Here is a 19,832-nt window from a genome sequence, read left to right as displayed (position 1 = left end):
GGACTTTATGACTTTCGGCTTTTGACTAATTTAAAGTCCATGCTGAAACAAATGGAAATACGCTTCGTTAGCATTAATCTTATCTTTAAACTCTCTTACGGTTGTTTTTTCGTCTATAACTAATAACTCAATTCCGGCAATATCTGCGAAATCTTCCATGTATTCTGTTGTTAATGACTGGCTGTAAACGGTGTGGTGTGCTCCACCCGCAAGAATCCAGGCTGTTGCTGCAACTTCTAAATTTGGTTTACAATCCCAAAGAACGCGTGCTACAGGAAGTTTTGGTAATTCTGCCATTGGTTTAACTGCTTCCACTTCGTTTACAATTAAACGGAAACGAGTTCCCATATCAACCAAAGAAACGTTGATTGCATCACCTGCAGGCGAATTAAATACCAAACGAGCTGGATCTTCTTTTCCGCCAATTCCTAACGGATGCACTTCACAAGAAGGTTTTCCGTCGGCAATAGATGGACATATTTCCAACATGTGCGATCCTAAAACATAAGATTTTTGAGGTGTGAAATGGTACGTATAGTCTTCCATGAAAGAAGTTCCTCCTTCAAGACCAATACACATTACTTTTAAAGCTCTAACCATTGCAGCTGTTTTCCAGTCCCCTTCGCCGCCAAAACCATAACCATCGGCCATTAATCTTTGTGTTGCAATTCCCGGCAATTGTTTCCACACTCCAAGGTTTTCAAAAGTATCTGTAAAAGCGCCAAATCCTCCTTCTTCAAGGAAAGCTCTTAATCCTAATTCGATTTTTGCTGCTTCTACTAAAGAACTTCTTTGTGCTCCTCCTTCTTTTAAAGAATCGGTTAAAGTATATGATTGTTGGTAAACAGCTAATAAATCGTTTAATTCTTTTTCTGTTACTTTCTCGATATGTTTGGTAACATCTGAAGAATCGTATCCGTTTACTGAAACGCCAAAACGAATTTGAGCTTCCACTTTATCACCTTCTGTTACGGCAACTTCACGCATATTGTCTCCAATACGAGCTACTTTTAGGTTTTGAAGTTCGTCCCATCCAAGAACAACTCTTGACCAGATTCCTAATTGTTTTTGAACTCTTTGATCTTCCCAATGTCCCACAACAACTTTACGTTTTTTACGTAATCTAGACATGATGAAACCAAATTCACGATCTCCGTGAGCAGATTGGTTTAAGTTCATAAAATCCATGTCGATACTTCCCCACGGAATTTCAGCATTATATTGTGTATGTAAATGACATAATGGTTTTTTAAGGATATTTAAGCCGCCAATCCACATTTTTGCTGGCGAAAAAGTATGCATCCAGGCAATAATTCCGATACAGTTTTTAGCAGAATTCGCTGCCAAACATACGTCTAAAATTTGCGAAGGCGATTTCACCACATCTTTATAAACCACTTTTACTGGAATTGAAGACGAAGCGTCTAATCCTTTTGCAATAATTTGTGAATGTTCTGCTACTTTTCTTAGTGTTTCTTCACCGTATAATTCCTGGCTTCCTACTACAAACCATACTTCTTTTTGAGAAATGTCAATCATTTTGTTATTTTTTGTTTCAAGTTTCAGGTTTCAAGTTGTTGGAATCTGAAAACTAGATTTGTTATATTATTGTTTTTGTTTTGTTTGTTTCACGTTTGCTTCGCCAATTCAGCTTTCAGCTTCGAGTCAAGTTTCACGTTCCAACAACTTGAAACTTGAAACAAAGAAAACCTGAAACAAAATCCTTACTGTCCGTAATACGAATCTTTTCCGTGTTTACGGTTGTAATGTTTCTTTATTAATGAATCTTTTAATCTTGGTGCGTTTGGATTTATTTGTAAAGTCAGGTATGCCATTTCTGCCACAACTTCTAAAACTTTACTGTTGTAAACCGCTTTTGCCGCATTTTTGCCCCATGCAAATGGACCGTGATTTCCAATCAAAATCATTTCTACTTCTTCATAAGAAAGATTTTTTTCTTTGAAACAATCCAGAATCTGAATTCCGGTATTATGTTCGTAGTTTCCTTCGATCAGAGAATCTGCCATTGGCGGTGCGCACGGAATATCAGCTGTTAAATGATCGGCATGCGTTGTCCCAAAAATTGGAATATCCAATTGAGATTGTGCCCAAGCTACAGAATAGGTTGCGTGTGTATGTGCAACTCCTCCAATATTTGGCCAGTGTTTGTATAAATAAGCATGCGTTTTAGTGTCTGATGACGGACGCATTGTACCTTCGATTACATTGTTGTCAAAATCGACAATTACAATATCTTCCGGTTTTAAATCTTCGTAAGGAACACCACTTGGTTTAATAGCAAAAACACCATTTTTTCTGTCTACGGCACTTACATTTCCAAAAGTGTACACTACCAAATTCAATGCATTTAACTGCATATTGGCTTCATAACACTCTTGTTTTAAATCTTTATAAAGAGAACTCATGCTGCGATATTTTAAGGTTTGGATCTGCAAAAGCACTTAATTGTTCGTAAGCTAAAAGCAGTTTATGATACGCTTCTACTTTATCTGTCTGAGGAAAATATTCTCCGTCGAAATCGCTTCCTATTTTCTGGCTTGCTTCGATTACGTTTGGATAAATTCCTGCTGCAACCGCTGCGTAAATTGCAGCACCTAAAGCCGGAGTCTGGTCTGAAGCGGCAATTTTTATCGGCTTGTTTAAAACATTTGCCAAAGTCTGCATGATGAAAGGAGATTTTCTCGCCACACCGCCAATTCCGATCACGCTGTCGATTTTTACACCTTCTTCTTCAAAACGGTCTACAATTTTCTTCGCTCCAAAACAGATTGCGTTTACCAATGCTTTAAAAATATGAGGCGCTTTTGTTCCTAAAGAAAGGTTCGAAATGGCACTTTTTAATTCCTGATTAGCATCTGGAGTTCGTCGCCCATTAATCCAATCTAAAGCAATTGGAAGACTTTCCGAAACTGGAATTTTCTCTGCTTCTTTTGTCAATTCAACAATTAATTTATCACTAAATTCTTCTCTTAACTGTTCTTTTTGAGCATCATTTAAAACAGAAGAAGTTTCTAATAAATGTTCTGTTGGCCACATTAAAAGTTCTTTGTACCAAGCCAATAAATCTCCAAAAGCAGATTGTCCTGCTTCAAGACCAATAAAGCCCGGAATAACAGAACCGTCAACTTGTCCGCAAATTCCGCGAACGGTTTTTGTTCCCACTTCATCATAAGAACCAACCAGAATATCACAAGTTGAAGTTCCCATAACGCGGACTAAAGTATTTTCTTCGATTTTAGCTCCAACTGCTCCTGAGTGCGCGTCAAAAGTTCCAACAGCCACAACTGTTTCTGTAGAAAGTCCTAAACGATCTGCCCATTCCTGACTTAGTTTTCCTGCTGATAAATCTGATGTATACGTTTCATCATATAAGTTACCGCGAAGCTGCGCTAAATACGGATGTAATTTTTCTAAAAAATCAACTGGCGGTAATCCGTTCCAGTCTGTGTGCCACATTGCTTTATGTCCTGCTGCACAACGGCTTCTTTTGAATGTTTTTAAATCTTTATCTTCAATTAACAAATACGTCATTAAATCGCAGTGCTCCATCCAGGTGTGTGCTGCATTTCTAACTGCTTCATCTTGTCTTGTGATATGAAGAATTTTTGCCCAAAACCATTCAGAAGAATAAATTCCTCCAACATATTTTGTTACGTCTTCTCCGCCCCAGCTTACCGCCAGTTCATTGATTTCGTTTGCTTCATTTATTGCTGTATGATCTTTCCATAACACCATCATGGCATTTGGATTTTCTTCAAAACCTTTTGTTAAAGCAAGCGGTGTTCCATCTTTAGTAACCGGAACCGGAGAAGATCCTGTTGTATCAATACAAATTCCTCGTACTAGTTTTGGATCAACTTTGCTTTCTTTAATAACGGTTTGAATCGTAATTTCTAAGCCCTCGATATGATCTAAAGGATGCTGACGAAATTGATTTATGGATGCGTCGCAATACTGCTTATTTTTCCATCTTTTGTAATGAGAAACATTGGATGCCAATTCCTGCCCATTTTCAGTATCTATAAGAACCGCACGAACAGAATCTGTTCCGTAGTCTAATCCTATGACATAATTTTTCATTCGAAATTTATTTTTAATGGTGACAAATATACTTATAAAATATTATAAGTGTACAAAAAACACTTAACAAAAAAGCTATGAGATTTTTTTGCAGATATTGCACTAAAACAGCGTTTTATGGTTCAAAGAAAAAATAAACGTTTAAATAACATTTATTTTAATGCGATTATTTCATCTTTATGCTTAAAACGGTAAAATGCAGCCTGCTTTTCTAACTATATTTTATATGATTTTTTCTCTTTTTTTAACTTATTTTCCTTCTAAAACCAAAACTGAAAAAGGAGGTAAATTGATTTCTAATTTTCCTTTTTTCATATCAAAATCTTTAAATGCTGCAGGACTGATTTTATTTGGATTCTCAAAAGAATTAAAATCCTGCAATTTCGATGAAGTAATAATATGGGCAGTAAAATTTTTCACACCCAAATCTTTCGTATCAATTTCGATTTTGTGTTTACTTTTTGCATCCACATTTACCAATGAAATATGTACAACACCGTTTTTATCTTTTGAAGCCGAAGCCGAAACTGCCGGAAGCGTTTGATCTTTAAATGTATATAATGGCGAACTGAAATTTATTGGCAGCAGTTTCGCTTCCTGATGTACATTGTACATTTGCATAACGTGATAGGTTGGCGTTAAAATCATTTTAGTTTTATCGGTCAGGATTACAGCTTGAAGCACGTTTACGCACTGAGCCAAATTTGCCATTCGAACCCTGTCTGCATGATTATTAAAAATATTAAGTGTTGCTCCGGCCAAAACTGCATCGCGAATGGTATTTTGCTGATATAAAAATCCCGGATTTGTTCCTTTTTCTACATCATACCATCCGCCCCATTCATCAACTACCATGGCTACTTTTTTCTCAGGATCGTATTTATCCATTACTGCAGCATGCTTGGTTACGAGTTCTTCCATTTTTAAAGCCTCTTTCATGGTTTTAAAATATTGCTCTTCAGAAAAATTAACCGCATCTCCTTTTTTATTCCAGTCAATTACAGAATAATGATGAACACCAACACCGCCAAGCATATTAAGCGGAATATTTTTCATTAAAACTTCGGTCCAGTTATAGTCACTGCTGTTGGCTCCCGAAGCAATACGATTTATACCGCCTGTATTATTCCAGTCTGCCATAAAAGTGGCAAACTTGCGGTATTCGTTTGCATAATATTCTGCGGTCATGTTACCGCCGCAGCCCCAGGCTTCATTTCCAATTCCCCAGAATTTAACTTTCCATGGTTCTGTTCTTCCATTTTTTTTACGCAGATCGCTCATTGGACTTTTGCCTCCAAAATTGGCATACTGAATCCAATCGGCAAATTCCTGAACTGTTCCACTTCCTACATTGCCGGATAAATAAGGTTCAGCTCCCAGAACTTCGCATAGATTTAAAAAGTCGTGAGTTCCAAAACTATTATCTTCTGTTACACCTCCCCACCATTGATTTACAATGGTAGGTCTCTGCTCTTTTGGACCAATTCCATCTTTCCAGTGATAGGTATCGGCAAAACAGCCTCCAGGCCATCTTAAATTTGGAATTTTTAAATCTTTTAAGGCTTTAATAACATCATTTCTCACTCCGTTTGTATTTGGAATTTTAGAAGTATCGCCAACAAAAAATCCGCCATATATACAGCGTCCTAAATGTTCAGCAAAATGACCGTAAATATTTTTATTGATGGTTGGTGCGGCAGGATCATTTTTTATAGTAATAACTATTGGTTCTGTCTGCGCAGAAATTGTCTGTATACAAATTGTAACAAACAATAGTAGTAGTGTTTTTTTCATAGTCTATCGTGGTTAGTGACGTTTAGAAAATCAGCAGGTTGGTGTTAGTTTTTTTAGTTTATGATTTTTTATTTCTTAAATTTTTCAAATAAGTGTTTATTTGACATTTGTAAATTTAAGTAAAAAAAAGTCTCTTAAACAAATAAAAATCACAAAACAACTGGTTGCAAAAAACAGATTTCGCAATTATGATTTTAAAAACCGTTTGTTTATAACGGTTTTTAAACTTTCAATTAACAATAATAAAAAGTTTAAAAATTACAAATTCTACAAAAAACCTTAAAGAACAATCCTTTTATAACATTTTAAAGAGGCAGAATTTTACTAAAATAAAAATTATAAGACGCATATCAATTCTCTTTAAAATGTTTTTACCTTTGATTCGGATTTCGGCATTTGATTTTGTAAGAAAAAAAGAAAACCAAGGTGTTTTTAAAATTGCCGGATTCGATTGTTAAAGCTTTCGTGTTTTTATAAGTATATTTACATAAGTGTAAAATTTACATTATTGAATTATGAAACAATTTAGGAAGTTTATATCTTTACCAATAAAATATTGAGTATGCTAAACAGTTATAGCTCTGCCGATAAGGTTTTACTAGCGGTAGATTGTATTATTTTCGGATTCGACAGTGAAGGCCTAAAGATACTTTTAATTAAAAGGGATTTTGAACCTGAAAAGGGGAAATGGTCTTTGATTGGAGGTTTTTTAAAGCGTGACGAAGTTTTAGATGATGCAGCTATTAGAATTTTAAATACATATACCGGTCTTAACGATATTTATATGGAGCAGTTGTATGCTTACAGTGAAATTGACCGTGACCCGGTAGAAAGAACTATTTCGGTTTCGTATTTTGCTTTAATTAATATCGAAAATCACAATGCAGAATTAATTAGAAATTATCATGCAGAATGGTTCCCTATTAACGATGCACCAAACCTAATTTTTGACCACAACGAAATGGTCGATAATGCAATTAAGAGACTTCGATACAAAACTTCAATAAAACCAATTGGGTTCGAACTGCTTCCCGAAAAATTCACTATGCGCCAGCTTTTAGAATTATACGAAGCTATTTTAAGCAAAGAATTAGATAAAAGAAATTTCATCAGTAAAATAAATTCTCTTGAAATTCTAAATAAGCTTGAAGAAAAAGATATGCAGTCGTCCAGAAAAGGATCTTACCTGTATACTTTTAATAAAGAAAAATATGAAGAGAAACTTTTAAATAATTTTTCTCTTAACTTATAAAAAAACAAAACCCTGAAATCCACAACTTTCAGGGTTTTTTCTTCAATAAAACTACTATTAAAAAAAATAAACAAAATTATTATCTTTTAACCTTGTTGAAGCGATCATTATGAACACTAATCGCTGAAACATTAATAAGTGTAAAATTTACATTTGCAAATGTAAGCAAAATAAACATTCAAAAACAAGAAATAACATCTTTATTTTTTTAATTAATAAATAAAAGATTTTTTAAACAAAAACCGCTTTGCTTGTGATATAGTTCGTTTGTAAGCAAAATTCTTTGTCAATTCTTTACAAAGAGTTTCGCATTATCAATGAAGACTTATTTTCTATCTGCTCTTTTTTATTTTTTAAAACCATCTCTGCCAGAATTTTTCCCATTGCTTCAAAATGAGTTGAAATAGTTGTAATTCCGCTTGCAGCGATTTTTTTGAGCGGTGTTTCATTATAGGATATAATTCCAAAATCAGATCCGAGTTTCAAATTCTGATCGCGGGCGTTTTCAATTACCCTAACCAAATCACGATCATTGGGTATTATGTATAAATCTCCGGCAGTAATTTCTCTGTTCGTAAATTCAGTTATAATTTCAGATTCAAAATTATATTGAGTACAAAAATCTTCAAAGCCCAATTTCATTCCAAGCGGTTCACGAAATCCGGGGAAAATTAAAATCAGTTTTTTGTATTTGCTTAATCTTTTATTTCCTTTTTGCAATCCTTCAAAAATATCTTTTTGATGGTTTTGATAAATGGCAGGATAAGCTTTAAGATCTGGATTGGTCTGATCAAGAATAATAACATCACCTACTGGTAGGGTTTTTATTGAAGAAACAATATCCTGCAGATTTGTAGGCATCAGGATATACTTAGTATAATTTCCATTGCTGTCGTTTAACAGCTTTTGAAAAACCTGACTGTTAAAATGATGAAAGAAAATATCTACCTGAACATTTTTGCCAATATTATTTAAAAACGAATTATAAATGTCTTCTTTAAAAATATTCAACTCATCAAAAAGTAAAAAAATCTTCTGCTTTATAGTGATTTCAACGCTTTTAACGTAATATCCCTTTCCTGGAATGGCATAAATGATGCCTCTTTTTTTTAGTTCATCATATGCCAGCAAAACGGTATCGCGCGACAATGAAAAAGCAAGGCAGACTTTGTTTACTGACGGAAGGCGGTCGCCTTTAACCAATTTTTCTTCTTCGATTGCTTTTTCTATTGAAAGAATAATCTGCTTATATTTTGGCAGGCCAATGTTATTTTGGATCGAAATAATATTCATCTGTAAATAGAATTTTGTGCAATATACAAAAACTGGTAGGTACTGGTATGTAAAAACAAAGAATGTTTCTATTTTTGAATTTTCACTTTTGGTAAAATTTGTATGGAAATAAAACATAAATCGCATTTAAAGGAAACTTCTAATTCTAAATCTTTTGGTTTCATGCCAGATAACCGAGAAATTCACTCTTTCGAATTATCGAATAAAAAGGGAATGAAGGTTACGATTATAAATTATGGAGCAACCGTAACTTCATTAGAAATTCCAACTTCTGAAGGAAAAATTGTTGATGTAGTGTTAGGGTTCGACTCTCTTTCTTCGTATTTAGAATCGTATTATCTGCCAAGTGCGCCTTATTTCGGAACAACTGTAGGACGTTATGCTGGACGAATCCATAATGGGATTTTTACTTTAAATGGAAAAACGTACGAATTAAACAAAAACAATAACGGAAACTCGCTTCATGGCGGTAATATAGGTTTTGGAAGAAAAGTATGGAATGTAACAAATCAAAACTTAGGTGAAAATCCGTCGATAACTTTTAGTCTGTTAAGTGAAAATCTGGATGAAAATTATCCGGGAGAATTATACGTTGATTTGACCTATACACTTACAGAAGAAAATGAGTTGAAATTAAATTATAAAGCTGTTTCTACAGAAGACACTATTATAAATTTAACGCATCACAGTTATTTTAACCTTGACGGACACAATACAAGTGTTTTAGATCAAAAGGTTTTTATTAATGCCGATAAAATGCTGGAAACGCATCATGAAAATATTCCAACCGGAAATTTTACAGCACTTACAAATCATGATTTTGATTTTAGAGCAGAAAAAAAATGTCCGGCTTCTATAGATAATTCGTTTGTTATAAACCAGACAGATACAGTTGCAGCAACGTTATTGAGCTCAAAAAATAATTTAAAAATGAGTGTTTTTACAAATCAGCCAAGTGTACATATATATGTAGGCGGAAACTGTTTTGATATTTTGAAAGGAAAAAACGATGCTGTTTACCATAAAACAAGCGGTATTTGTTTTGAAACTCAAAATTTTCCAGATGCCCCAAATCAGGCACATTTTCCTGATTCAGTTTTAAAGAAAGGCAGAGAATATATTCAGGAAACCGTTTATAAATTCGAAAATATCAACTAAAACCAACCAATTACAATTTATAATGAATGATATTTTAATACAAAATACTACTGCTTTTTTTGAAAAGTCTTTTGGTTCTAAACCAGAAAAAGTGGTGCTTTCTCCAGGAAGAATCAACATTATTGGAGAACATATTGACTACAACGACGGATTTGTTCTGCCGGCTGCAATCGACAAAGTAATTTGTTTTGCATTTGAAAAAAACAATTCAAAAAAATCAAAAATATTTGCAATTGATTTAAATGAAGATTTTGAAATTGATTTAACCGAGGAAGTAAAACTAAGCGATACTGTCTGGACAAATTATATTCGCGGCGTTATTAAACAGTTACAAGACAAGGAATTTATTTTTGAAGGATTTAATTGTGTTTTTAGCAGCAACATTCCGGTTGGTTCCGGTTTATCATCTTCGGCAGCTTTAGAATGCGGCATGATCTTCGGAATTAAACAGCTTTTTGATTTAAAAATTGAAAAAGTTGACATAGCATTATTAGGACAAAAAGCAGAACACTGGGTAGGGATTAACTGCGGTATAATGGATCAGTTTTCGAGTGTTCACGGCATCGAAAACAAAGTAATAAAATTAGACTGCAATACTTTGGATTTTGAATATCATAATGCTGATTTTAAAGATTATGCACTTATTTTATTTGACAGCAATGTTAAACATTCTCTTTTTACATCTGAATACAACACGCGCAGAATAGAGTGCGAACAGGGATTAGCCGTTATTAAAGAGAATTTTCCTGAAGTTAAAAGTTTTAGAGACTGCTCTGAAGAACAGCTTTTAAGCATACAGGATAAAATGAATCCAACGGTTTTTAAAAGAGTTCATTTTGTTGTAAAAGAAATTAACCGTGTTATAAGAGCGTGCGAAGCTCTTGACAATGGCGATATAGAACTTTTAGGACAATTGCTTTTTGAAACTCATTATGGTTTATCTCAGGAATATGAGGTTAGCTGTGCTGAATTAGACATGCTTGTAGACACTGCAAAAGCAGATGAAAATATCATTGGTTCTCGTGTTATGGGAGGCGGTTTTGGCGGCTGCACCATAAATTTAATTAAAAAAGGTCATGAAAATGAGGTAAAACGTAAGTTTTCGAATCTTTATTTAGATACATTTGGGATTGAATTAAAATTTTATGACGTAAAAGTCTCAAACGGAACAACATTACTTTAATACCAACCAACCAATGAAAAATTTTGACATTAACGAAGATCCACACAGACGTTTTAATCCTTTAATTAATGAATGGGTTTTGGTTTCACCTCATCGTGCAAAACGCCCTTGGCAGGGACAAAACGAGGTGATTTCTGCCGAAACACTTCCAAAACATGATCCAAACTGTTATTTATGCCCCGGAAATGTTCGTGCAAACGGAGTAAATAATCCGGCTTACAAAAACAGTTTTGTGTTCGACAATGATTTTGCCGCTTTAAAACAAGAGGAAATCATTTTTGAGGAAGATATTAAACATACTTTTTTTAAGGCAGAACCTGAACAGGGAATTTCAAGAGTGGTATGTTTTTCACCAAGACATGATTTAACTCTTCCGGAAATGGAAGTTTCTGATATCGAAAACATTGTTAAAACATGGCAGAAAGAATACGCAGAATTAGGAAGCATTAAATATATTAATCACGTTCAGATTTTTGAAAATAAAGGAAGTGTTATGGGGTGCAGCAACCCGCATCCGCATGGGCAGATCTGGGCACAGTCATCGCTGCCAACTCAGGTTGAAAAAACACATAACAGCTTAAAATCATATTACGAAAAAAACAAAAGAACATTATTAGAAGATTATGTTCAGGCCGAATTGAGAGTAGGAAGCCGAATTGTAATCGAAAATGATCATTTTGTGGCATTAGTTCCGTTTTGGGCAATCTGGCCTTACGAAACAATGATTGTAAGCAAAAAAGCTATCAGCAAAATCACTGATTTTAATGCTGAAGAAGTTACCGCTTACGCGAAAATTTTAAAGCAGTTAACTATCAAATACGATAATTTATTCAGTACTTCATTTCCGTATTCATCAGGAATTCATCAGGCTCCAACAGATGGTCTGGATCATCCTGAATGGCATTTTCACATGCATTTTTACCCGCCTCTGCTTCGCTCGGCAACTGTAAAAAAATTCATGGTTGGATATGAAATGATGGGAGAATCTCAAAGAGATATTACACCGGAAAAAAGTGCCGAAATTATAAGACAGCAGTCCGATATTCACTATAAAAACGAAGTTAATATCCGCTAAATAATTAAAATGAAATCGTCAAATTTAAAATTTAACATAATAATCCTTCTATAAATGTAAATAACACATTTACAATGATTGTTTTTTAAGTTTTTATTTTAAATTTGACTTTTGTTCTTGTTTTGATAAAAAAATAACAAAATAAAAACACATATTTCATTTTTAACAAGATTACACAACACAATAAACATTTTATAACTTTTAAAACAACAATCACCTATACTAATTATCTAAAATACTATTACCAATGAAGTCAAACCTCGCTCTCGCAGATTATGCGGTTTTTATTATTTATTTCATAGTAGTTTCTGTCTACGGTTATACGGTCTACCGAAAACGTAAACAAGACGAACAAGATGCTAAAGCTTATTTTCTTGCAGAAGGAAATTTAACCTGGTGGGCGATTGGAGCATCATTAATTGCCTCAAACATTTCTGCAGAACAATTTATTGGGATGAGCGGCGAAGGTTTCTTTTTAGGAATAGCGGTTGCAGCTTATGAGTGGCTTGCGGCTGTTGCTTTAATTATTGTAGCTGTTTGGTTTATTCCTGTATATCTTAAAAATAAGATTTACACTATGCCTCAGTTCTTAAAAACACGTTATAATGAATCGACTGCTTTGATTATGGCTGTTTTCTGGCTGTTTTTATATGTTTTTGTTAACTTAACTTCTATTCTATATTTAGGTGCGGTTGCAATTAACGGTCTTGCCGGCGGTGAATATCTCCATATCATTATGATTGGTCTTGCCGTTTTTGCTTTGTTTATCTCTCTTGGAGGAATGAAGGTTGTAGCTTACACTGATGTTATTCAGGTAGCTGTACTTATTATTGGAGGTTTAGTAACATCATACATTGCTTTAACAACAGTTGGCCAATATTTTGGAGTGGGTGAAAATGCGATCGCTGGTTTCAAAGTTTTAATGAAAGAAGCTCCTGAGCATTTTAAAATGATTATCCCTAAACCAACTGCATCTTCTTCTCAGCTGGAAATAGACAAATATTTAACTTTCCCTGGATTATTATCGTACGCGGCAGGTATCTGGATTATCAATTTAAACTACTGGGGATGTAACCAATACATTACTCAAAGAGCACTTGGAGCAGATTTACAAACAGCTCGTACCGGAATTTTATTTGCTGGTATGCTAAAATTATTAATGCCGCTTATCGTAATGCTTCCTGGTATTGCTGCTTATGTTTTATATACAAACGGACATTTACCTCAATTAGTGGGTGGAAAAGATGGTGCTTATTCTGCTGTATTGACTTTCCTTCCTACTGGATTAAAAGGACTTTCGGTTGCAGCTTTAACTGCTGCAATTGTAGCTTCGCTGGCTGGAAAAGTAAATAGTATTTCGACTATTTATACTTTAGATATTCATAAAAAATACATCCAAAAAGAAGCTGGTGAAAAACAACAGGTAAACATTGGAAGACTTGCTGTTTTTGCAGCAATGCTTTTAGCTGTTTTATTTACATGGAATGATATTTTAGGAATTGGCGGTGTTGGTGGTTTCACTTACATTCAAAAATATACAGGATTTATCAGCCCGGGAGTTTTTGCTATGTTCTTCCTTGGTATGTTCTGGAAAAGAACAACAGGAGCAGCAGCTATCGTGGGTGTAATTTTAGGTTTCGTTTTATCTGTTTTATTCAACGAATATGCACCTGCTTTATTTGGAAACGATACGCTTTTATACACAGCTTACCCTAACGGAAAAGGAGCTTTTGAAATTCCATTCCATATCTGTATGGGATTGTCATTCTTCTTTACAATGTTAGTAATGATCTTAATGAGTTTTGCTGGTCCAAAAGTAAACCCTAAAGCATTCGAAACAGAACCGGGAATGTTTAAAGTTAAACCGCAAACAACGGTTTTAATCGTTATTACAATGTTGATTATTATTGCATTATACGTTAAGTTCTGGTAACAGAATTTCAATATAAATTTCAAAAAGAGGATCCAGATTTGGATCCTCTTTTTGTTTGCACAATAAATTTTTTAATTAATTGTTTTAACTACTTTTAACCCGAAAAAAAACTAACCTTTAATCAAACCAAAAAAATGAAAAAACTAATTCTTGCCGTATTTCTTATTTCCGGCGCTGCATTTGCTCAGGACATAAATGTTGTTCAGGGAAATTTTGACTTTTTAAAAGATCAGAAAGAAATCAATACCGAATTTGATTACAGCGGCTTTACTATGATGAAAGAAAAAAAATCGGAAGCGCAGTATGTTCAGGAGCACAAATCCGATTTAGATCAAAAAGCAAAAGGAAATGGAAACATTTGGGAGAAAAAATGGATCGCTGCAAAAGATCAGATCTGGACTCCTAAATTTTTAGAAATTGCCAATATCGTATTAACTAAAGAGAAAAAAGATTTAAACTTTCAGGAAGGTTTAAATACTCCTTACACCTTAATTGTAAAAGCAGTATGGATTTATCCGGGCTGGGATGCAGGAATTATGAAACAGCCGGCAAAAGTAACTACCAATTTAAAATTTGTTGAAACTGCTAATAAATCAAATGTTTTATTAGAAATTACAAGTAAAGAAGCTCCAGGAGATCAATGGGGAAGCAACTTTAGCAACGAAACCAGAATTGGTGAAGGATTTGCAAAAACCGCAAAAACAATGTCTAAATTGATTGCAAAAAAAGCGTATAAATAAAAACATATATATTCCGTTAGGAATATCTCGTCGGTAGAAAAAAATATTATCGTTTTGCATTATGTCCTGTAGGGACATCTAATTTACGGAAATAATATACATATCCATAAATCAAACGTTCCTACGGAACGTATAACCGTAATTCAAATTTCATTCTACTACTGACGAAACATTCCTACGGAATGAATCTCGAAATAAAAATTATTCTTTTAATTGAAAAAGCCCTGATTATTCAGGGCTTTGCTCTTTTTGCATATTTAGTAAATACGCCATATTGGCTATTACGTGATCGTGTTTCTTTACAAACGAATTTTCTTCATTCCAGACATACCCTGCTAAAACAGCACAAATTTTTTCTTTTACATCTGGATTTTCCGGCTGATGGAAAAATAAAGTCTGTAAATTTCCTGTGTACCATTCTTGCACATAAGTAGTAAAAACTGCAATGCCGCGTTTCATATATTGTGTAAACTCAACTTCCCAGTCAACAGCAATTCCCTGTGATTCTTTTAAATATAATTTTGCTGCAAGCATTCCAGATTCGGTTGCAAAAGCTACACCAGATGAGAAAACCGGATCTAAAAACTCAGAACTGTTTCCAGTTAAAGCAAAACCGTCACCATACATTCTTTTTACGGCTCTTGAGTAGTTTTCTAATTTAACCGGTTCAAACAGAAATTCTGTTCCGGCAAATCTTTTTATATAATATTCCGATTTTTGAATTGCATTTTTCAAAGCCTCAGCATTGTCCTTATTTTCAGAAAGAGAGTTGATAAAATCTGTTGGTCCAACCACACCTAAACTCGTATTTCCGTTAGAAAACGGAATTACCCATAACCAGACTTCAGTTTCCAGAATATCAAATGAAATTTGAGTTCCTTCTTCACCTTCTGGTCTGTTGATATCTTTTACATGTGTAAAAATAGAAGAATGCGGATCTAATTTTGAAGGCGTATCTAAATCTAAAAGTCTTGGCAATACACGTCCGTAACCGCTTGAGTCGATAATAAAATTGGCGTGGATTTCTTTTAAATTTCCATCTTTATCTTTTACGATTGTTTTCGATTTTTTTCCTTCAAAAGAAACTTCAAGAACTTCGGTTTCAAATTCCAGATCAACACCTTTTCTAACGACTTCCTGAGCCATTGTATTGTCAAAATCTGCACGAGGAACCTGCCAGGTCCAGTCCCAGCCTTCGCCAAATTTTTTGCTGAAATCAAAAACACAAATTTCTTCGCCTCTAATGAAGCGGGCTCCCAATTTTTTTTCAAAATTCATTGCATCAAGAGCCTCAAACAATTCTGCCTCAGCAAAATGATCCATTACTCTCGGAATTAAGCTTTCGCCAACAACAAGTCTCGGGAACTTTTGTTTTTCTACAACTTTTACCTTAACATTATTTTTATGAAGATACGATGCAGATACGCATCCGGACGGTCCGGCGCCTATTACTAAAACATCTACAAACTCCTTTGTCATAATAAGAATATTATCAATTATTAACCTACATTTGCCATCATCAAAATAACTACATTTATTTTGATAAATAAAATTAAATTAGCACAATCAAAACCGATTTAATGAATACAATTAACGAATATTTAAGTTTAGAAGAATTTGAGGCCATAATCTTTGGAAATCAAAAAGTTACAATTAGCGACGTTGTCGTAAACCGAGTTAATGAAAGTTTCAATTTCTTAAAGGAATTCTCTGGGAATAAAGTAATTTACGGCGTAAACACTGGTTTTGGACCAATGGCGCAGTATAGAATTAAAGAGTCTGATCAAATTCAGCTTCAATATAATTTAATTAGAAGCCACTCTTCGGGAACCGGAAAACCATTAAGCCCGGTTTGTGCAAAAGCAGCAATTTTAGCTCGTTTAAACACTCTTTCATTAGGAAATTCAGGCGTTCACCCGTCAGTAATCAACCTAATGTCTGAACTTATCAATAAAGATATTACCCCTTTAATCTTCGAACACGGAGGCGTTGGTGCCAGCGGTGATTTAGTACAACTGTCACATTTGGCTTTAGTGTTAATTGGCGAAGGTGAAGTTTTTTATAAAGGTGAAAGAAGACCAACTCCTGAAGTTTTTGAAATTGAAGGTTTAAAACCAATTCAGGTAGAAATTAGAGAAGGTCTGGCATTAATCAACGGAACTTCAGTAATGACTGGAATTGGAGTTGTAAATGTTTATCATGCTAAAAAATTATTAGACTGGTCATTAAAATCTTCATGTGCAATTAACGAATTGGTTCAGGCTTATGACGATCATTTCTCAGAAGAACTAAACCAGACTAAACGTCATAAAGGGCAGCAGGAAATTGCGCTGAAAATGCGTCAAAATCTTTCAGACAGTACTTTAATCCGTAAAAGAGAAGACCATTTATATTCTGGTGAAAATACCGAAGAAATCTTCAAAGAAAAAGTTCAGGAATATTATTCATTAAGATGTGTTCCTCAAATTTTAGGACCGGTTTTAGAAACTATTAATAATGTAGCTTCTATTCTGGAAGACGAATTTAACTCGGCAAACGATAACCCAATTATCGATGTAAAAAACCAGCATGTTTACCACGGCGGAAATTTCCACGGAGATTATATTTCGCTTGAAATGGATAAACTAAAAATTGTTATCACTAAATTAACAATGCTGGCAGAACGTCAATTGAACTATTTATTAAATTCAAAAATCAACGAATTACTTCCTCCGTTTGTAAACTTAGGAACATTAGGATTTAATTTCGGAATGCAGGGTGTTCAGTTTACAGCAACATCTACAACGGCAGAAAGCCAAATGTTGTCGAACCCAATGTATGTTCACAGTATTCCAAACAACAACGACAATCAGGATATTGTAAGTATGGGAACTAACTCGGCAGTGATTACCTCAAAAGTAATCGAAAATGCTTTTGAAGTTCTGGCTATCGAAATGATCACTATCGTTCAGGCAATTGATTATTTAGGACAGAAAGACAAAATTTCATCTGTTTCTAAAAAATGGTACGATGAAATTAGAAATATAATTCCAACATTTAAGGAAGATCAGGTAATGTATCCTTTTGTTCAAAAAGTAAAAGATCATTTGATCAACAATTAAAAATTGATATACCAATAGCCCCAAAGAGTTTTAGTTTTTTTAATCATTAAACATTGAATTTTAAAATCATGAAAAAGACACTTATTTTTTTGCTGCTGGCAAGTATTCAATTTGTTAACAGTCAAGAACTGGCATTAGTTAAAAAGAATTCTAAAATTGGATATATTTCCAAAGACGGATCATTTAAAATCGAACCTCAATACAAATCGGCCAGAAGTTTCTCAGACGGTTTGGCTGCTGTAGAAAACGGCGGGAAATGGGGATTTATTGACAGTAAAGGAAGCTGGGTAATTCCGGCAGATTTTAAAGATGCCAAAGATTTTAACAACGGAATTGCCGTAGTACAAAAAGATAAGGAATGGGTTTATATTGATAAAAAAGGTGAAATTCAAAAAGCTCCTGCTTCAGAAAAACTATTCGATTTTAATAACGGTGTTGCTTTTATCAGACAAAACAATAAAGTAGGTTTGATAAACAATAAAATGGCCGTTGTTTTAGAACCAAAATACGATCAGATTAAATCTTTTGAAAATGGTTATGCAAGAGTAGAACTGAACAAAAACTGGGGAATCATAAATACAGAAGGAAAAGAAGTAGTGGAGCCGGCTTATGCTGAAATTGGAAACTACTTTAAAGGAACAACCTGGGCAAGAAAAGACAAAACCTTCGGATTGGTAAGCGGCGGGAAATTTACTCCGGTTGACGGAGCCGAAAAAATCTGGGATTTTGAAACTCAGGATTTGACTTTTGCCAAAAAAAATGGAAAAATTGGTTATATCGATTTAAAAGGAAACTGGGCTATTTTACCTATATATGATAAAGGAAAAGCTTTCTCAAAAAATTTAGCTCCGGTTTTAGTTGGAAAAAAATGGGGATTCATCAATCCTGAAGGAAAATTTGTAATTGAACCAACTTACAATGATGCCGAAGTTTTCAGTACAAATGGTTTAGCACCGGTAAAAGAAAGCAATTGGGGATTCATTAATGAGTCAGGAAAACTAATAATTCCAACACAATACGGCATTACTACAAATGCTATTATTGCCATGTTTGTACAACAGGACAAAGGCTTTATTGATGGAGTAGCAAGGGTAAAAAATGAAGGAAAATGGGGTTTTCTTAAACCAGACGGAACTGTATTAAGCAACCAATGGTTTGAAAATGCTGAATTATTCTCAAAATCAGCCGAAAAACCACAGCCTGCAGCAACTCCTGTTGAAGCTCCAAAACAAGAAACAAAAACAACCAAACCAGCAGCTAAAGCGACAGCAAAACCAGCAGCTAAGAAAAAGAAATAAATTTCACTTATGAAGTGTGTATTAGTAACAGGCGGTTCCAGAGGAATTGGAAGTGCTATTTGTAAAAAATTAGCCGTTGAATCTAATTATCATATTCTGATTAATTATCATTCAAACAAAACTGCCGCCGAAGAAACATTACAAGAAATACAAAAATTAGGCGCAACCGGAGAAATTTTAGGTTTTGATGTTGCCAATTTTGAGCAGGTGCAAGACGTTCTTACACAGTGGCAGGAAGCAAATCCTGAAAAATTAGTAGAAGCGATTGTAAATAATGCAGGAATTACAAAAGATGGTCTTTTTATGTGGATGACACCGCAGGACTGGAACAGTGTTATGAATACAAGTGCAAACGGATTTTTTAATGTAACGCAGTTTTTTATTCAAAAAATGCTTCGCAATAAATATGGCCGAATTGTAAATGTTGTATCAGTCTCTGGTGTAAAAGGAACTGCAGGACAAACCAATTATTCAGCAGCAAAAGGTGCTATTGTTGCAGCAACAAAAGCATTGGCGCAAGAAGTAGCAAAACGTAACATTACAGTAAATGCTGTTGCACCGGGTTTTATTAAAACCGATATGACAAGTGAACTGGATGAAAAAGAATTATTAAAACTGATTCCAGTAAATCGTTTTGGCGAAGCCGAAGAAGTAGCAGATTTGGTAAGCTTTTTGATTTCAAAAAAATCAAGTTACATTACCGGAGAAATTATTAATATAAATGGCGGAATATATTCTTAAGAATATTATGTTTGCGATATTATTTTTAAGTTTTTTTTAACATTGAAAATTACCTGCAATCCTGACAATTGTTGGGATTGCAGGATTAAAAATAAAAGATAGATAAAACCTTTGTGCCTTTGTTTAAAAAATTACACTTTAAGGATTAAAAAATTACTTTGAA

The 19,832-nt window shown here is 34.1% G+C and carries 15 protein-coding genes; 9 read left to right on the top strand and 6 right to left on the bottom strand.

Annotated elements, in window-relative coordinates; all coding sequences use genetic code 11:
* Positions 1–30: 30 nt before the first annotated feature.
* The 4 genes from araA to PQ462_RS00485 form a co-directional block, all read right to left on the bottom strand.
* Positions 31–1,539, bottom strand: a complete 1,509-nt coding sequence (gene araA / locus PQ462_RS00500; protein WP_274251969.1) for an L-arabinose isomerase — start codon at positions 1,537–1,539, stop codon at positions 31–33.
* Positions 1,540–1,724: 185 nt separating this feature from the next.
* Positions 1,725–2,426 (bottom strand): L-ribulose-5-phosphate 4-epimerase, encoded by a 702-nt coding sequence (locus PQ462_RS00495; RefSeq protein WP_012023205.1) that lies wholly within the window; start codon positions 2,424–2,426, stop codon positions 1,725–1,727.
* Positions 2,410–4,101 carry a ribulokinase gene (locus PQ462_RS00490; RefSeq protein ID WP_274251968.1) on the bottom strand — a complete coding sequence of 564 codons (1,692 nt, stop codon included), beginning with the start codon at positions 4,099–4,101 and terminating at the stop codon, positions 2,410–2,412. Before PQ462_RS00490 ends, PQ462_RS00495 begins: the two co-directional genes overlap by 17 nt.
* A 249-nt stretch (positions 4,102–4,350) precedes the next feature.
* On the bottom strand, positions 4,351–5,895 hold the full coding sequence (locus tag PQ462_RS00485) for an alpha-N-arabinofuranosidase (RefSeq protein WP_274251967.1): 1,545 nt from the start codon (positions 5,893–5,895) through the stop codon (positions 4,351–4,353).
* A 562-nt stretch (positions 5,896–6,457) separates the two neighbouring features.
* Here PQ462_RS00485 and PQ462_RS00480 point away from each other — a divergent pair.
* The gene (locus tag PQ462_RS00480; protein WP_073408252.1) at positions 6,458–7,147 is read left to right on the top strand and encodes an NUDIX hydrolase; all 690 of its coding nucleotides are present in this window, start codon (positions 6,458–6,460) and stop codon (positions 7,145–7,147) included.
* Positions 7,148–7,441: 294 nt separating this feature from the next.
* Here the strand turns inward: PQ462_RS00480 and PQ462_RS00475 are convergent, their stop codons facing one another.
* Complete coding sequence (locus PQ462_RS00475; RefSeq protein ID WP_274251966.1) at positions 7,442–8,440, bottom strand: GntR family transcriptional regulator; 999 nt, start codon at positions 8,438–8,440, stop codon at positions 7,442–7,444.
* A 102-nt stretch (positions 8,441–8,542) separates the two neighbouring features.
* Between PQ462_RS00475 and PQ462_RS00470 the strand changes: the two genes are divergently transcribed.
* From PQ462_RS00470 to PQ462_RS00450, 5 genes are all read left to right on the top strand, one after another.
* Positions 8,543–9,598, top strand: coding sequence for an aldose epimerase family protein (locus tag PQ462_RS00470; RefSeq protein ID WP_274251965.1), 1,056 nt, complete (start codon positions 8,543–8,545; stop codon positions 9,596–9,598).
* Between the two features lie 22 nt (positions 9,599–9,620).
* A complete protein-coding gene (galK, locus tag PQ462_RS00465) occupies positions 9,621–10,781 on the top strand; it encodes a galactokinase (RefSeq protein WP_274251964.1) in 1,161 nt (386 codons plus the stop codon).
* A gap of 13 nt (positions 10,782–10,794) precedes the next feature.
* Positions 10,795–11,856: a UDP-glucose--hexose-1-phosphate uridylyltransferase gene (locus PQ462_RS00460; protein WP_274251963.1), complete on the top strand. Its 1,062-nt coding sequence runs from the start codon at positions 10,795–10,797 to the stop codon at positions 11,854–11,856.
* 247 nt (positions 11,857–12,103) lie between these two features.
* Positions 12,104–13,789: a sodium/sugar symporter gene (locus PQ462_RS00455; protein ID WP_121362682.1), complete on the top strand. Its 1,686-nt coding sequence runs from the start codon at positions 12,104–12,106 to the stop codon at positions 13,787–13,789.
* 134 nt (positions 13,790–13,923) lie between these two features.
* Positions 13,924–14,529: a hypothetical protein gene (locus PQ462_RS00450; RefSeq protein ID WP_274251962.1), complete on the top strand. Its 606-nt coding sequence runs from the start codon at positions 13,924–13,926 to the stop codon at positions 14,527–14,529.
* Positions 14,530–14,757: 228 nt separating this feature from the next.
* On the opposite strand, the gene PQ462_RS00445 is transcribed toward PQ462_RS00450, so the two are convergent.
* Entirely contained in the window at positions 14,758–16,008 is a 1,251-nt protein-coding gene (locus PQ462_RS00445) for an NAD(P)/FAD-dependent oxidoreductase (protein ID WP_149205820.1), read from the bottom strand.
* A gap of 101 nt (positions 16,009–16,109) precedes the next feature.
* Here PQ462_RS00445 and PQ462_RS00440 point away from each other — a divergent pair, with 101 nt between their 5' ends.
* From PQ462_RS00440 to fabG, 3 genes are all read left to right on the top strand, one after another.
* Positions 16,110–17,630 carry an HAL/PAL/TAL family ammonia-lyase gene (locus PQ462_RS00440; RefSeq protein WP_073408260.1) on the top strand — a complete coding sequence of 507 codons (1,521 nt, stop codon included), beginning with the start codon at positions 16,110–16,112 and terminating at the stop codon, positions 17,628–17,630.
* 68 nt (positions 17,631–17,698) lie between these two features.
* Positions 17,699–18,928, top strand: coding sequence for a WG repeat-containing protein (locus tag PQ462_RS00435; RefSeq protein WP_012023193.1), 1,230 nt, complete (start codon positions 17,699–17,701; stop codon positions 18,926–18,928).
* A 9-nt stretch (positions 18,929–18,937) separates the two neighbouring features.
* Complete coding sequence (gene fabG / locus PQ462_RS00430) at positions 18,938–19,669, top strand: 3-oxoacyl-ACP reductase FabG (protein WP_012023192.1); 732 nt, start codon at positions 18,938–18,940, stop codon at positions 19,667–19,669.
* Positions 19,670–19,832: the final 163 nt, after the last annotated feature.

Source organism: Flavobacterium sp. KACC 22758 (assembly GCF_028736135.1).
Lineage (GTDB): Bacteria > Bacteroidota > Bacteroidia > Flavobacteriales > Flavobacteriaceae > Flavobacterium > Flavobacterium johnsoniae.
This window is presented reverse-complemented; position numbering and strand designations above follow the sequence as displayed.

Bases quoted from the DNA above. Each gene is read 5' to 3' on its own strand.
- PQ462_RS00490 (WP_274251968.1), bottom strand. From the start codon at position 4,101: ATGAAAAATTATGTCATAGGATTAGACTACGGAACAGATTCTGTTCGT.
- PQ462_RS00495 (WP_012023205.1), bottom strand. From the start codon at position 2,426: ATGAGTTCTCTTTATAAAGATTTAAAACAAGAGTGTTATGAAGCCAAT.
- PQ462_RS00445 (WP_149205820.1), bottom strand. From the start codon at position 16,008: ATGACAAAGGAGTTTGTAGATGTTTTAGTAATAGGCGCCGGACCGTCC.
- PQ462_RS00485 (WP_274251967.1), bottom strand. From the start codon at position 5,895: ATGAAAAAAACACTACTACTATTGTTTGTTACAATTTGTATACAGACA.
- araA (WP_274251969.1), bottom strand. From the start codon at position 1,539: ATGATTGACATTTCTCAAAAAGAAGTATGGTTTGTAGTAGGAAGCCAG.
- galK (WP_274251964.1), top strand. From the start codon at position 9,621: ATGAATGATATTTTAATACAAAATACTACTGCTTTTTTTGAAAAGTCT.
- fabG (WP_012023192.1), top strand. From the start codon at position 18,938: ATGAAGTGTGTATTAGTAACAGGCGGTTCCAGAGGAATTGGAAGTGCT.
- PQ462_RS00475 (WP_274251966.1), bottom strand. From the start codon at position 8,440: ATGAATATTATTTCGATCCAAAATAACATTGGCCTGCCAAAATATAAG.
- PQ462_RS00440 (WP_073408260.1), top strand. From the start codon at position 16,110: ATGAATACAATTAACGAATATTTAAGTTTAGAAGAATTTGAGGCCATA.
- PQ462_RS00460 (WP_274251963.1), top strand. From the start codon at position 10,795: ATGAAAAATTTTGACATTAACGAAGATCCACACAGACGTTTTAATCCT.
- PQ462_RS00470 (WP_274251965.1), top strand. From the start codon at position 8,543: ATGGAAATAAAACATAAATCGCATTTAAAGGAAACTTCTAATTCTAAA.
- PQ462_RS00450 (WP_274251962.1), top strand. From the start codon at position 13,924: ATGAAAAAACTAATTCTTGCCGTATTTCTTATTTCCGGCGCTGCATTT.
- PQ462_RS00435 (WP_012023193.1), top strand. From the start codon at position 17,699: ATGAAAAAGACACTTATTTTTTTGCTGCTGGCAAGTATTCAATTTGTT.
- PQ462_RS00455 (WP_121362682.1), top strand. From the start codon at position 12,104: ATGAAGTCAAACCTCGCTCTCGCAGATTATGCGGTTTTTATTATTTAT.
- PQ462_RS00480 (WP_073408252.1), top strand. From the start codon at position 6,458: ATGCTAAACAGTTATAGCTCTGCCGATAAGGTTTTACTAGCGGTAGAT.